The organism is Bifidobacterium hapali (assembly GCF_002259755.1).
GTDB lineage: Bacteria > Actinomycetota > Actinomycetes > Actinomycetales > Bifidobacteriaceae > Bifidobacterium > Bifidobacterium hapali.
Genome location: NZ_MWWY01000020.1, coordinates 1 through 15393 on the forward strand (window position 1 = coordinate 1; position 15393 = coordinate 15393).

At 53.4% G+C, this 15393-nt stretch carries 11 protein-coding genes and 1 pseudogene; 2 read left to right on the top strand and 10 right to left on the bottom strand.

All coding sequences use genetic code 11. The features are described 5' to 3' along the window. Positions 1 to 819, top strand: an 819-nt coding sequence (locus tag BHAP_RS11620; RefSeq protein WP_094729504.1) for a hypothetical protein, incomplete at its 5' end; no start/stop codon positions are given. Positions 820 to 1529: 710 nt separating this feature from the next. Here the strand turns inward: BHAP_RS11620 and BHAP_RS04200 are convergent. Both BHAP_RS04200 and ppgK read right to left on the bottom strand, forming a co-directional pair. Continuing rightward, positions 1530 to 2705: a pyridoxal phosphate-dependent aminotransferase gene (locus BHAP_RS04200; RefSeq protein WP_094729505.1), complete on the bottom strand. Its 1176-nt coding sequence runs from the start codon at positions 2703 to 2705 to the stop codon at positions 1530 to 1532. A 131-nt stretch (positions 2706 to 2836) separates the two neighbouring features. Then, positions 2837 to 3598, bottom strand: coding sequence for a polyphosphate--glucose phosphotransferase (gene ppgK / locus BHAP_RS04205; protein WP_094729506.1), 762 nt, complete (start codon positions 3596 to 3598; stop codon positions 2837 to 2839). A 175-nt stretch (positions 3599 to 3773) separates the two neighbouring features. Here ppgK and BHAP_RS04210 point away from each other — a divergent pair, with 175 nt between their 5' ends. Beyond that, on the top strand, positions 3774 to 4553 hold the full coding sequence (locus BHAP_RS04210) for a nitroreductase family protein (protein WP_094729507.1): 780 nt from the start codon (positions 3774 to 3776) through the stop codon (positions 4551 to 4553). Between the two features lie 122 nt (positions 4554 to 4675). On the opposite strand, the gene BHAP_RS04215 is transcribed toward BHAP_RS04210, so the two are convergent. From BHAP_RS04215 to BHAP_RS04250, 8 genes and pseudogenes are all read right to left on the bottom strand, one after another. Beyond that, positions 4676 to 5689, bottom strand: coding sequence for a glycosyltransferase family 2 protein (locus tag BHAP_RS04215; protein WP_094729508.1), 1014 nt, complete (start codon positions 5687 to 5689; stop codon positions 4676 to 4678). Positions 5690 to 5746: 57 nt separating this feature from the next. Continuing rightward, the gene (locus BHAP_RS04220) at positions 5747 to 6844 is read right to left on the bottom strand and encodes a cell division protein FtsQ/DivIB (RefSeq protein WP_094729509.1); all 1098 of its coding nucleotides are present in this window, start codon (positions 6842 to 6844) and stop codon (positions 5747 to 5749) included. Between the two features lie 107 nt (positions 6845 to 6951). Further along, a pseudogene (gene murC, locus BHAP_RS04225) lies at positions 6952 to 8496 on the bottom strand (UDP-N-acetylmuramate--L-alanine ligase); the annotation flags it as partial. A 25-nt stretch (positions 8497 to 8521) separates the two neighbouring features. Next, positions 8522 to 9691 (bottom strand): UDP-N-acetylglucosamine--N-acetylmuramyl-(pentapeptide) pyrophosphoryl-undecaprenol N-acetylglucosamine transferase, encoded by a 1170-nt coding sequence (locus BHAP_RS04230; protein WP_094729511.1) that lies wholly within the window; start codon positions 9689 to 9691, stop codon positions 8522 to 8524. Positions 9692 to 9784: 93 nt separating this feature from the next. Continuing rightward, on the bottom strand, positions 9785 to 11122 hold the full coding sequence (locus BHAP_RS04235) for a peptidoglycan glycosyltransferase FtsW (protein WP_094729512.1): 1338 nt from the start codon (positions 11120 to 11122) through the stop codon (positions 9785 to 9787). Continuing rightward, positions 11109 to 12560: a UDP-N-acetylmuramoyl-L-alanine--D-glutamate ligase gene (gene murD / locus BHAP_RS04240; protein WP_094729513.1), complete on the bottom strand. Its 1452-nt coding sequence runs from the start codon at positions 12558 to 12560 to the stop codon at positions 11109 to 11111. Before murD ends, BHAP_RS04235 begins: the two co-directional genes overlap by 14 nt. A 127-nt stretch (positions 12561 to 12687) precedes the next feature. Next, on the bottom strand, positions 12688 to 13791 hold the full coding sequence (gene mraY / locus BHAP_RS04245) for a phospho-N-acetylmuramoyl-pentapeptide-transferase (RefSeq protein WP_094729514.1): 1104 nt from the start codon (positions 13789 to 13791) through the stop codon (positions 12688 to 12690). 79 nt (positions 13792 to 13870) lie between these two features. Further along, on the bottom strand, positions 13871 to 15382 hold the full coding sequence (locus BHAP_RS04250; RefSeq protein WP_094729567.1) for a UDP-N-acetylmuramoyl-tripeptide--D-alanyl-D-alanine ligase: 1512 nt from the start codon (positions 15380 to 15382) through the stop codon (positions 13871 to 13873). Positions 15383 to 15393: the final 11 nt, after the last annotated feature.

The window sequence follows — 15393 nt, forward strand, 5'->3', positions numbered from 1 at the left end:
GATTTGACGACGACTGCTGAACCCGCGTCCAAGCCGACTTCTCCGGATTTGACTGAGCAGAATAAGGGTAGTGTCACTGTTCCTGATAACACGGTGAAGGCTGGTAGTGTTGCGCGTATTTACGTGAACAAGCTTGCTCAAGAGTGTGCTGCCAAGGTTGATGCGGGTGAGGATTGCTTCTGGTATTCATACATTTACAGTAACCCAGTACGCTTGACCGGTCCAGACGGCTCCCCGTATGTGACAATCAAGAAGGATAAGAACGGTAAGTATTATTACGATGCGTTCATCCCAGCCAACTATTCAGGCTCTCATAAGATCGCATTGCAGGATGAAAAGGGCAATATTCAAGGCTGGACTGACGTAACCGTCGGAGAGCAAACCCCAACACCAACCCCGACACCTGCTGACAAGACTGCGTTGAACAAGGCGATTACTGCCGCGAGCAAGCTCGTGAAAACGGATTACACGCAAGCATCATGGGCACCGTTCGCGAAGGCACTTGAAGCAGCGAAGACGGTCGCCGGTAAGGCTGACGTCAAGCAGGCTGAGGTCGATGCCGCAGCTAAGGCGCTTGTGAACGCTCAGGCTGCGTTGAAGAAGGCTGAGAAGACGCCAAGCAAGGATGAGTCGGGTAATAAGGCTGATACTGATACGACGAAGCCTGACACGGATAAGAAGCCGGAGCAGAAGCCTGCGAAGACTGATACGAAGAAGCAGACACTACCTAAGGGTGGTGCCAGCATCATCGCAGTCATCGCAGTAATGGCTGCACTTGCCGCTACTGGCATAGTAGTCATGCACCGTCGCCGCGCGTAATACACGCCTAGACACATAACCTTCTCAAGGGGTGGATATCGTAACGATACCCGCCCCTTTCCCATATATAATCGCGACTCCTCTTGTCAGGACAACACCGTTCAGCAAACAGCAACACTGTTTGTAGGTACGCCGACAGGCGAGCCAACAAACTACGCGCGTAGCGCACCCGTAATTGCAGAAGCGACTACAGGTGTTGAAAGACCCTAACTGAGCAGTACTACGACGCTGTCATTGACTTACGGTCGTCTACGGGGCTCTAGGAGGCCGTAACTCAGCATTAAATTGGTATTAGTGCTCAGTTACGGTCGTTGTTGAGGGCGCAGGAGACTCTAACTGAGCAGTACTACGACGCTGTCATTGACTTACGGCCGCCTACAGGGCTCTAGGAGGCCGTAACTCAACAGGAGACTGACAATAGTGCTCAGTTACGGCCGCCTACAGGGCTCTAGGAGGCCATAACTCAACATTAGATTAGTGATAGTGCTCAGTTACGGCCGTCTACAGGACTCTAGAAGACCGTAACTCAGCATTAAATTGGTGATAGTGCTCAGTTACGGCCGTTGTTGAGGGCGCAGGAGACTCTAACTGAGCAGTACTACGGACACTATCATTGAGTTACGGCCGTCTACAGGGCTCTAGAAGACCGTAACTCAACATTAAATTGGTGATAATGCTCAGTTACGGCCGCCTGATCGCGGCTCCCCTTGTCAGGACAGTAGGGTGTTGACTGTGTCTAGGATGGCTTGCACGTTGCTGGCGAACTCATCGGGTTCAGGCAGTAAGGAGATTGCGAGATATCCGTTGGAGGTCATGTCGAAGAAGTAACCGGGTTGTCCGGTGAGCTGGTGACGGTTAATCATGGTTAATACCAGCTCGTTTTCGTCGATCACGCTCGGTACACGCAACAATACGTTCCATCCGCCTTCGGCACGCAGTACGCTCACCAAACCGTACTGGTCAGCATCAAGCAGCTGGTGCAACAACGCAAGATTGCCGCGAACTCGCTGTTGTACGTGAGCAGTTTGTTCGGACGCAGCGTCCAACAATGCTGGAATATCGCGTGCAATAATGTCACTCATCGGCAGATAATCGTCAGCAATCACGTCAAGCCGACGCTGCGCTTCCACAACATCGTCATCCGGTCCTGATACGTAAATCCAACCGACCTTAGCATGCGGAGCAGCAAGCATTTTCGAAAACCCGTCAAGCGCGAACGTGAGCACGCCCGTCTCCCCCGCAAGCCGCGCGTTACCGTCAAACGGTTCGAGCGAGTAATCATAAAATACTTCGTCGGCAATAATCGCAATATCATGCGCACGACACAAGTCAATAATGCGTTGCCGTTCAGCAGGTTTAACGTATGAACCAGTCGGATTATTCGGATTAATAAGCACGAGCGCACGAATTCGCTTGCCGTTAACCGGATCACTAAGTAACGACTCCAATTCGGCGATATCAATCATCCACGAGCCATCAAACTGCAACTGGTATTCGATCGCGTCCACGCATTCAAGTCGCGCAATCGATTCAATCAGCGGATAACCGGGCTTAGGAGCGAGTACCGCGTCTCCAGCATCGCACAGCAGTTTCATCAGCCACGAGTAGGCTTCAGACGTAGAACTTAAAATGTACAGACGATCTGGGTCAACAGCATGTTCCTGCTGACCATCACGCGTCAGAAACGCTGCTAATGCTTCGCGCGCTGCACGAGGACCTCGCGGGTCAGCCGTGTAGATTTCCGGTACCAGCGCCGGTGCCAAACCATGCCGCGTCGGGTTGGAATCGTTGAGCTTGCCAAGCGTTACACCGCAGCGCTTACATGCTGCCTCGGCCGCCGCAATCGGATTAGGCGCACTAATATCAACTCGTGAGGAAAACCGCATGAAGGCCAGTGTAGTCTGCGCCCATCCCCCACATATCGTAACGGTCGTGGTTCATGTCTGATCACACAGCAATCAGACATGAACCACGACCGTTACATGCTTTGCCTCTCCAACAGAGCGAAGAGATAACCCTACTTCGTGCTCGCGTAGTAGGCGGCACCGATAATGCCAGCTTCATTGCGCAGCTTGGCCGGTACAATCGGCGTCTTGATCTCAATGTACGGCAGGAAACGCTCGCTCTGACGGCTCACACCGCCACCGACCACGAACAGGTCCGGGTTGAAATACTTCTCCATCAGACCGTAATACTTCGTCAAACGCTTTGCCCACTTCTTGTAGCCGAGTTCCTCACGCTCACGCACAGCAGAAGACGCGTACTTTTCAGCATCCCCCTTGCCCTTAGCAAGTTCGATATGACCGAGCTCAGTATTCGGCACGAGTACACCGTTATAAATCAGTGCAGTGCCAATACCCGTGCCGAGTGTCGTCGCGATCACCAGACCGTTCTGTCCTTGAGCCGCACCGTACTGCTGTTCAGCCAGTCCTGCGGCATCCGCATCGTTGACCACAATAACTGGACGACCGCACGCTTCGGAGAATACTTCGGTAACGTCTACGCCAATCCACGACTGGTCGAGGTTTGCCATAAAATCGAGCTTCTGACCGGGCTTAATTGGAGCCGGGAAGGCAATACCAACCGGCACAGAATCCGGCACTTCAAAATGGTCGAGCTGCTGACGCACGATCGCAGCAACCGCTTGCGGCGTCGACACTTCCGGGGTGAGAATCTTCAGACGCGGTTCAGCAAACTCGCCCTTTTCAAGATCGACTGGAGCTGCCTTGATACCAGAACCACCGATATCCACGCCGAACGCTTGCGCTGTTACAATCATCGTTGACCTCTCTTTCAACATGTTCCAAAGTCTGGAACTTATATCACCTTGGTAGGGGCATTGTATAACGTCGGCGAGCCAACATGCACACTCATCCCACTACTAGGAGTAGTCAGTTACGTTATTGCGGAATTACTTGTACTTTGACTGTTGAATCGTGCAATAATACGAGAGTATGGAACATACACAATTGATTGATGCAGTCAATATTCGCACTGCGGTACGCGCTTATGATAATGAGCCAATCGACGACGATACGGCACGACAGCTCTCGATGACGTTAGACGCGATTAATACGCTTGCCGGCACGCATATGCAGCTCGTACTGAATCAGCCGAAAGTATTCGCTGCTGCTAACGAGTCTGGACACTTGACCAATGCTGCGAACTATATTGCACTTGTCGAGCCGAACGATGATCTTGAAGCCCGGGAACGCGCTGGATTCTATGCGGAGCGTGCGGTGCTTACCGCAACGTTGCGAGGACTTGGCACACTGTGGGTTGGTGGTAGCTGGGATCGCGATGAAGCGGCTCGTCACTGCCGTATTGAACACGGCGAGGAACTGTATTTGTGCGTTGTGATCGGTTACCCTGAGCATCACTTGTCGTATCAGGCGAAGTCATATGATGAGCTTGTAGAGTTCCAGCGGTCGCATCGGCCGACGAAAACGTTTGCACAGTTTACAGCTGAGATGAGTGATACTGAACGAGCTGCCGCACCGGACTGGTTTACCGCTGGCGTTGAGACTGCGATGAAAGCACCGAGCGCGATGAATAAGCAGCCGGTGACGTTTACGTATGATGCGGTGACTGACAGCGCGATTGCACGACTTGATCCGCGTGAAACATATCGTGAAACGCTCAATGATTTGGGGATTGCGAAGTTACACTTCCAGATCGGTGCCGGCACTGGCGAGTGGACGTGGGGCGACGGGGGTCGGTTCACGCGTAAGTGATGCGAGTCAGCCTCTTGTTAGGGTAACTGTTTGAGGGGTAGTTACGGGTTATGCGTCGAAAGGTGTGACTACCCCTCAGTCAGCTTCGCTGACAGCTCGTCCTGCAATTATGGACTATAGCGCTATTTGAGTGGGGGCATTGGCTTCCAAGTGGGGTCGTGCATGAGAGCGCGTGAATCCCACCAACCTTTAGCAATCTGCACAAGACCGGTTGCAACATGTTCACGATCAACCATCACTAAGCGAATAACTTCCTTCGCAGCGGTTGCGATCGTGCCAAGACCAAACAGGAACGGTCGAAAATCACCGTGCACCATAAAGTAGCGAGCCATAAACCCGCGATTGCGCATAATATGATACCGGTTCATGTCAGACGTCGAATTGAGCTGACGCAACCCAGCAATATCCCAGTTGCCAATTTCACGCGTGCGCCGCAACACTACGTCAGGCACGACAATCGGATTGGTAACCTTGCTCGCAAGATATCCGTAAATCGTGTCGTCCCAGTAAATAAAGAATCGCGGGTCCGGAAAACCAATCTTCTCAACAATGCGGCGACGGAACAGACCACCTTCAAAGCACAGCGTGTCCATCACACGGTAACCGGCGCGACCGAATGCGGCTGGAGCAATCGGGTTAGGAATACCGAGCGGCACGATGAAATCATACTGCCAGTAGAACGGACCGCCGTCGAAATCGTAACGGCTGCCTTGAATCACATCGTGACGCGGCGTCCACTTGGCGAGCTTTTCAATACCATCAGGTTCAACGGCAACGTCGTCGTCCATAACCCAAAACCATTCGGCGCCAAGCTCATATGCCTTTTTCACACCGGCAGAAAAACCGCCGGCACCACCCAAGTTGTCAGTCTGGGGCGCATACACTACGCGACGCTCGTTGCCGCTCGCATCAGCTACCGTTTGCCCCCACTGCTTGGTGACACGCGTAGCAAACTCGTCTACCATGTCACTCGTCTCATCAGAGGCTTCATTGTCGACAATCACAATACGCCACGGTGCAACAGTTAACTGTTCGATCGAATCAAACAGCTTCGCTAACAGCTGCTGACGCTTGTATGTGACGACAACGATCGCCAATTTGTCGATGGTTTTCTTTGCGGCATGCTTTTCGCTCATGCGTTCCATTGTATGCATACCGCCGCGCAACAACACACATATCGGCTATGCAATCGGCTACTTAATGATCGGGCGCGAAGGAGCAGAAACGTCAACCTGCGTTTTGTCTCCGATCACATTCGGGTCAGACAGTATTTTGTCAACAATCGCTTTCTTCAACTCTAAATCGGACGAGTCTCCCCAGACCACCACATGCTCACCACCGTTGAGTTCGGTCGTAATGGAATCCTGCGTAGCAGCGGTGACTTTCGTAATAGACCCGCGCATTGACGACGACAAGCTACCGAGTACTTTGAGCGCTTCCTGAATAGCCTTGTTATCGAGGCTTCGGGTAACATCCTTAACTTCAATAACTGGAATACCTTCGGTTGACGCATCCCCAACCGTATTGAGTATGCGACCTTGATCGTCAACCGCAACCAAACCAGAAGAAGCAGTCTTCAACATGGCAGCTGGCTGTTGAGCTTTGACAGACACCGAAAGCGACTTAGGAAACTTCTTACTCACCTGTGCTTCAGTCACACCGGGAATGTTCTGTAACTGCGTTACCACGTCTTTCGATGAGACAAGAAACAGCGATTTACCAGACTGCTTGTCTGCAATCGCAAGAATATCGTCACGACTCACCCACGCATTGCCGCCAGTCACACTGATTTGCGAGGTTTCAAGACGAAACACTGGAGACAGGAACAACAACCATGCCAGCGCACATATCGCAACCAGCGATGCAATAATAGCCGTTATGCGCAGTGCAAGAACACGCCGACCAGCGCGCCGACGTTCTTTAAGACGCGCGTCAAAATCGACGATTTTCGGCCGTACCGGCAGTCCCAGCGCACCAGCAGTCTCGTTCAATGTTGCGGCGAGCGCATCTTCACTTGGCATGCGTCGAGCGTCAACGAATCCGTGACGTACCGTGTCACCATCGGCTGTAACCGTATGCGAGGCAACTGCACGCGCGGTACGTGTACGAGTCATACCAGTGTTTGTTTCACCGGTATTGCGACGTTCTTTGGATGAGCTGATCTTACGACCGGTTGTATTCCCTGTTGAGACGGACGAACTGGCAGCACTCGTCGAACGCGACTGTCTTGACGCGTTCGACGAGTGCGGTGTATCTGCGCTTTCGTGCGAGCTGACGATGCGACGACCCATTAGCGACCGTTCACTGAGTCGCTTGACGGACTATTTACCGAACTCGTCGAATCGTTGACCGCAGTAGTCGTATTTTGCGATTCTTCGCCAGTCGGGCAGTCGAAACGATGCGCGGCGAGCGCATGCAGGAGTACATCATCCATTGTCGTGATATCACCGGCGCCAACCGTGAAAATTACATCGCCGTGATGGGCTCGCATTGCAAGCATTTGCGCAGCGGTACGCATGTCGTCAACGGCTGTAATCCACTGTTCTGCCGGTTCGTGCGCAATATCAGTAGCCGCATCTACGATCGTGCGCGCGGTCACGTCAGGAAAATCTTCCTGCTTTTCGCGCGCGGGGAAAATACCGGTGACGATCACATCGTCAGCTTTTGCGAGCGCTTGAGCAAACTCGTGTGCGAAGAACTTTGTACGCGAGAATAGGTGCGGTTGGAATAGTACGTGAAGTGTGGCTTGCGGATAGCGACGTCGCGCAGCGTCGAGCAGCGCGGCAATTTCGGTGGGATGATGTGCGTAATCGTCTACGACGCTCACTTGCGCAACGGTGCCGCGGATTTGGAAACGTCGTGCAGCACCGAGGAAGCTAGATACTGCATCGGCTGCCGCATGCGGGTCCACGCCGAGCAGCACGCTTGCGATAATCGCTGCAGTAGCATTGCGCGCATTGTGTAATCCCGGAATCACGAGTTGCACTGGCAGTGACAGGCTCTCATTGCCGCCGATTACGGATGCCGGCAGATCGATCGTGAATCGTTCTGCACCGCTGCCTACGTGTTCACTTTCCGAGGTGATACGCACGAGCGTCGCACCGTTGAGATCGCCGATTTCGTTCGCGCAGCGTGTTGAATAGACGATTGTGCGTGCTGCAACAGCCGGTTCGAGCGCGCGCAGCACGGTGAGTGCGCCATCGTCATCCGCGCACATCACCACATGATTGAGCGCGTGACCAACATGTTCAACGAACGCTGCATGGTAGCGTTCCGCAGTACCGTAATGGTCAAGATGATCAGGTTCAGCGTTCGTGACTACGGCGATTGTCGGCTGGTATTTTTCGAAACTACCGTCGGATTCGTCCGCTTCCGCAACGAGCACATCGCCGTGACCGGCGTGACCACCGTCCAACGTGCTGCCGTCTGGTCCTTGAATTGAACCGCCGATCGCATAGCTAGGATCGGCGAGCGTTCCAGTACCAGCGTGGGTGAGAATATGCGCGATCATTGAACTTGTTGTAGTTTTGCCGTGTGCACCGGCCACGGTTACTGCACGACGACCGTGCATGAGCAGGGCGAGAATATCGCTGCGGTGCACAATATGCGCTCCAGCTGCATGTGCGGCAACGATTTCAGGATTGTCAGGTTTGATTGCGCTCGAATACACCACCGTATGCGCGCCGGAGATATTTTCCGCACGCTGACCAAATTCGACATTGATACCGAGGGAGGTGAGTCGGTCGGTTTTCGCACTGCGTTCGCGGTCTGAACCGTCAACGTCAACGCCCTGTTCGTGTAGCATTTCCGCGAGCACGCTCATGCCCGCTCCCCCAATGCCGATAAAATGTGTACGACCGAGCGTGTTTACGTTATCGGTTGCAGTAAACGCAGCATGAGTCGGATCAAGCTGGATTACTTCGTTGTCGTTGGTATCACTCAACGGTATGCTCCTATATTCCTTGGAATTATTTCGCCAGTTCCAGTACGGTACGAGCCATCACATCTGCTGCATCACGAATACCGTAATGCCATGCTCGCTCACCAAACTGGCGTAATTTGATCGGGTCAGACAGCAATGCAGGCACATGATCACGCACCCATGCGCTGGTCAAATCTTTATCAGCTACCATAAGGCCGCCGCCAGCTTCGACGACCGGCTGCGCGTTGAATCGCTGCTCACCGTTACCAATCGGCAGAGGCACGTATACGGCTGGCAATCCGAGTGCGGCAAGCTCAGATACTGAACCTGCGCCAGCGCGGCAAATGACCAGTGCCGCACATGCGAATGCAAGATCAATCCGTTCAAGATATTCCGCAACGTGATAGTCGCCGCCGTTCGCTTCGTCAAACAGTCCCGACAAAGCTTGTTCACCGACTTGTGCGGCAACATCAGCGCGTACCTGATCGATTTTGCCACGCCCAGTTAGATGAATAACCTGCGCATGAGCAAGCAGGTCAGCGGCCGCACCGGAAACAGCACGGTTCAAACTAAGCGCACCGAGAGAACCACCTGTGACGAGTACGAGCGGACGATTCGGGTCAATACCGAGTTCAGAGGCAGCTTCATCTCGCGCAGCAACACGATCATCTTCAAATCGCGCGCACAGCTCGGCTATTGCCGGACGCAACGGCAGGCCGACACGTTCAATCGTGGCACCGGGACGAGCTTTAAGTCCCGTATCGGCATACGCAGTGCCAATAAACGTAGCCCAACGAGCACCGAGCTTGTTCGCCATACCAGCGCGAGCATTCTGCTCATGAATAACAATCGGAATACCCATCTTATGCGCTGCAGCATATACGGGCGCAGACGCATATCCGCCAAATCCAACAACCACGTCAGCATGTCGACGTTCAAGAATGTCATGTACCTTAGCGGTTTCACGCTTCCAACGACTAGGGAATCGCAAAGCGTCAAGATTAGGACGGCGCGGGAACGGCACTTTTTCAATAGTGTCCAGTTCATAGCCAGCCTGTGGTACGAGATCATGCTCCAATCCAACAGCGGTACCGATCACACTAACGTGCGTATTCGGGTCAATGCGACGAATCGATGCGGCAACCGCAAGCAGTGGATTGACATGGCCGGCAGTGCCTCCGCCAGCCAGAACGACGTTGCAAACTCCTGTACTCATAATTCCCTCAGCTTAGTCCACGGCCGCAACACTCTGCGGCACAAGTCTATCGGCGGCGAGCACGCAAACATGCGTAGCACATGCGAGCTGCCATCATATCCGCGTATGTTCAGCATTGATCTGCGGTTGCGCTCGCATCATACCGACTGCCGCACCAGCCGCGCACAAGCACATGATCATTGACGAACCACCTGACGACACGAACGGCATTGGCACACCGAGGACTGGAAACACGCCAATAACAACACCAATGTTGACGAGTGCTTGGCCAACAAGCCAGACTGCAATACACACTAATGTCATCGCCACGTAGCGTTCTTGCACCTGCAATGCAACGCTGATCAGGCACCAGCCGATTACAATAAACAGCAGCAATACCGTTAGTGCGCCAACGAATCCCGTTTCTTCACCGATAATTGCGTAAATAAAATCCGTGTGTGCCGCGGGTAAATAATTCCATTTTTCACGCGAATTGCCGAGTCCAACGCCCAAGAGACCGCCTTCGGCAAGCGCATACTTGGCGTGCGTTGACTGGAAACACACGCCTTGCAGATCAGTACACGGTTGGTACGCGGCAAGTACGCGATTAAGACGGTTCGGACTGCTGATGACTAGCACGCCGACGAGAGCCGCGAGCACGCCAGCGCCAGCAGCCATCCATTTGAGCGGAAAACCGCTGATCATGAACGCTACAACACCAATGAACACAATGATCAAGCCAGTACCCAAATCTTTGCCTAGCATGACCAATCCAAGCGCACCGGCATACATGAGCCCCGGCATCATATACGCTTTAATGCCTTCTAACGCATACTGTCGAGACGCTTTGCGCAACGCGAATGGCAACCATAAGCATAATGCGAGTTTAGTCATTTCTGCAGGCTGAAGAGAAACCGGGCCGAGCACAATCCAACCGTTGTTACCAGTTTCTTCCTCGCCCGTACCTAACGGTGTTAGCGTTAACGCCTGCACGAGCATGGCGAACAGCATAAACCCCGAAGCATGGCGCATATACCGTTTAACACTAATACGGGAAAAAATGAATGCGCCAACTAATCCGATAGCACAGTAGCCGCCTTGATTAATGGCACGAGACCACGGCGATTGCCCAGCAGCCACAAGGTTGACCGACGAGCTAGAGAACACCATAATCACGCCGAACGCGCACAACACGAGCACAGCGACAATAAACCCGTGATAGCACCACAGCGGATTAAAAAACGAGCGGATGCCAGTAAACTCGGCAAAATCGCCGCGATCAACACCGTCCAGTGTACGGTCAACAGACGAACGGCCACTTGTCGTTCGTCCACGTTGCTCAGTTGTACGTCTACCACGCGTGACGCGAGTATTGCTCGCGCCGCGCGTGGTAGACGAACTGTCTGACGTATCCGCTGAACCGGATGCGATGCGTCGTTTACCGTTCGCCATGCGCTTCCACCCAACGTTGTGCCGCAGCAGCAAACTGATTACCGCGGTCAGCGTATGACACAAACTGGTCCATAGACGCGCAAGCAGGAGCCATCAGCACCACGTTACCGGCAGTTGCATATACACCAGCCGCCTCAACCGCGCGCGCCATAACCGTGCTGTTATCTGCGGGATCAATAACCGTAATCGGAATATCCGGAGCGCTGGCAGCGAACGCATCAAGCATCGGATGCTGATCTTTGCCGATAATAACCGCTGCTTTAATCGTGTGCGCTTGGTCGGCTACCAAATGCTCAAACCGACTACCCTTCGCTAAGCCACCGGCAATCCACACTACAGACTTAGCTGCAAAACTGCTTAATGATGCATTTGCTGCATGCGCATTCGTAGCTTTAGAATCGTCGACGAATCGTACCGTGCCACCATCTTGAAGCGTTGCCGTAGCAACCGTTTGAATACGGTGACCGCCCGGCGTAAAACTTTGCAGCGCACGCACGGCCGTAGCACGATCCGCACCATAGCCGAGGACCAGCGCCAAAGCAGTCAAGGCATCGGCGAGCAGATGGGGGTAAACAGTGCCATCCGGTTCACGCAAATGAGTAAATTCGGCAACCTGTGCGATACGCTCTTCTTCACCAGGCACACCACCGGCGACGCCACTCATGTCAACAATCCAACCGTCTTTGACACCGATAAGACCGTTCGTTGGCTCGTGTAGCGTAAAGCCCACTTTGCGGCATCCTTCGCCGGTTTGAGCGGCTTTGGCGAGCGCAGTAACGCGTGCATCATCAGCATTGTAGACGAGCGTACGTGTCACGCCGTGAAATACCTTGGACTTGTCGGCCGCGTAGTTTTCGATACCACCATGCCAGTCAAGGTGGTCGTCGGCAATATTCGTAATAGTTGCGCAATCAAGCGCGAGTGAGTACGTGAAATGCAGTTGGAATGAGCTCAATTCGACGCATAGTACGTCGTGTGAAGGGTCAACAGCGGCGTGGGAGACGGACTTGCCGATATTGCCGACAGCAGGCGCGTTCAAACCGCATGCCGTAAGCATTTCAGACGTCATTTCCGTGGTGGATGTCTTACCGTTCGTACCGGTGATGCCAATCCAACCAGCGTGAGCGCCTTTGCCGTCGCGGTCAGCGCGCAGCATCCATGCCAGTTCTACTTCGCTGATCACTGGAATACCGCGACGCTGTGCTTCGAGAATAAATGGCGTGCGCGGGTTAAACACAGGTGACGTGCATACAAGGTCAACGTGATCCCAGTCGACATCGTCGAACGAATGCAAGTCAGCAGCTTCGTTACGCTCGTCAACACTGAACACGTTCGCAGCTCGCGAGCGCAACACTTCAACCATGCCGCGACCGGACACACCAAGTCCAGCAACCATCACTGTTTTGTCACTCAGATCGTTCACATCATTCGCTGCCATATTGGCCTTCCATTCATCTACCTGCGCGGCACTGGCGCGTTGTCAAGTACCACTTATTGCATGTGCGCCGCGCCGTGACCTTATATTCACGTTATACATCTGTGCTCGGTCACAAGCCAAGCACAGGTCACATCAGCAGACCAGAGCGTGCTACCCAATCCGCATAGAACACCATAAGACCGCACAGAACGAACAGCAGTTCCACCATCCAGAAGCGTACGACGACTTTCGTTTCAGTCCATCCGCACAGTTCAAAATGATGGTGGATTGGTGCCATCTTGAATACGCGTTTGTGTGTCATCTTGAAGTAGCCAACTTGAATCACGTCACTCATCGCTTCGATCACATACAGTCCGCCAAGAATAACAGCGAGGAATTCGGTATGCGTGGCGATCGACAGCGCGGCAAACAAGCCGCCGAGTGCGAGCGAGCCGGTGTCGCCCATGAAAATCGTGGCCGGGTTCGAGTTGTACCATAGGAATCCGAAGCAGGCAACGGCTGCGCACACCGCGATAATAGTTAAGTCGAGCGGGTCAGAAACTGCGTAGGAGAAGCCTTGATGGCCACCACCCTTGATGTGGTAGGACTCCCAGAACGCGATCATTGCATAGCCTGCGAACGAAATCATGGATGAACCGGCCGCCAAACCGTCTAGTCCATCCGTGAGGTTCACTGCGTTCGTCCACGCGGTCATCAGGAAGTTTACCCAAATCACGAACAGAATAATCGAGACAATTCGTCCAGCAAACTCGAAACTCAGGAACGGTGTTTCGATAAAACTCATACCAGCCTGTGCGCTAGGAAAACCAGACTTGGTAGGCACGATGAGTGCAAGTACCGCGTAAATGGTGGCGAGAATGAACTGGCCGATGAATTTGCCTTCAACAGTCAAACCTTCATTCTGCTTTTTGCGCACTTTCGCAAAATCGTCAATGAAGCCGAGGAAGCCCATTGACAACATGGCAAAAAGCACCAGTACTGCGGACCATGATGGTATGCTGCCCGAGTTGAGATAACGGTATAATGCGGAGGCCGCCCAGCCGAGCAGTACCGCGAAGTTAATCACTACGCCGCCAAGCGTAGGCGTACCGCGCTTAACCTGATGTGATTTCGGACCGTCTTGGCGAATATACTGCCCATAATGCAGTTTATGGACCAGACGGATCAGCAATGGTGTGCCGATCATGGTCACGGCCAGCGACACCAGCATGCCGATGATGAGTGCAATCATGATTTCCTCTCAGTTCCTGACTCGTTCGTATAGGTCACACCCGGCGATGCAACACGCTACTACTCAACTACTCGCCACGTTAGTGTTGCGGCGTCCAGCGAGATGCTAGAGCACTCAAGCCCGATGCATGCGAACCTTTGAGCAACACCACCGTCTCGCCTTGACCTGCAGCCAGTTCCATGACCTTTGCGTCTGCCTGATCAACGGTATGCACCCAGTCTACCGATGGGACTGTGCCATTCGGTGAAACCCCTTGTTGCGCCGCCGTACGTGCTCCATCGGCTAGGGAGCCAGCGAGTTCATCAAGATGCGCGTCTGCGCCGCCAACTGCGATAATTGCGTCAGCACCAATCTCAACCGCATACCGTCCCATCGCACGGTGCAACTCGTCTTCATTACCACCGAGTTCAAGCATCGCACCGAGAACCGCAACACGCCGAGGTCGCTCACCCGCATGCCATGCGGCTAAACCGTCAAGGCCGGCGCGCATTGAATCAGGATTCGCGTTAAATGAGTCATCAATCAGCGTAAACGTCACATTATTGCGGCTGACTGTAGACACAGCCATACGATGCGCGCTGATGTGATCTTTACGTGCGAGAACATCCGCAATAGCAGTCGGCTGCATACCAAAATACATGGCAACATTCGCTGCAGCTAGTGCATTCATCACATTGTGCCGGCCGCGAATAGCAAGCGTTACCGGTGTCGCCTCACCATACGTGCCATCGGCAGCGACTGGAATAAAGTCACAATGCGGATGACCAGTGTCATCTTGCGTAATATTGCGCGCGATCAACGTTTCGCCAGCCGCATGACCGTTCTTCTGATCGGTGTTAATACCGAACCAACGAACTAAACCTGGAGCAATATCAGCCATTGCCGCCACATGCGAGTCGTCAGCATTCAATACGCTCACACCACCCGGTAGCAGGCCGCGAATAATCTCACTCTTCGCTTGCGCAATACGTTCCACTGAACCGAACTCACCTAAATGAGCGACACCGACCTTCAAAACCACAGCCAGATCAGGCGGTGCGATAGTAGTCAAATGAGCGATTTCACCAATATGATTCGCGCCCATCTCAGCTACCAAGAATCGTGTTTCGGCATTCACCTTTAGCGCGGTTAATGGCAGTCCGATCTCATTGTTAAATGATCCAAACGGTGCAATCGTCGGTCCCAACTCGCTCAGCAGCGAAGCGAGCAAGTCCTTCGTCGTTGTTTTACCAACCGAACCGGTGATACCGATAATAGAGAACGGCTGAGATCCGGCACGACGACGTTCAATGTTGTACCGCGCGAGAGCTCCAAGGGCCGCAACCGTGTCGGCTACAACGATCTGTGGCAGCGGTGCGTCAACTTCATGATCTACTAGTGCGCAAACCGCACCCTGTTCAACTACAGATGCCACAAAATCATGACCGTCAACATGCTCGCCAGCAATCGCAATAAATACTGATCCGCTACCCGCTTGACGAGAATCACTTACCGCCGAATGCGCTATTGGCGCGTTCACATCCACACCATCTGCACGCGTCAGCCGACCGTCAACAGCGTTGGCGATCTGTGTCAAGGTCATCGGCATCATGCCTGTTGTAT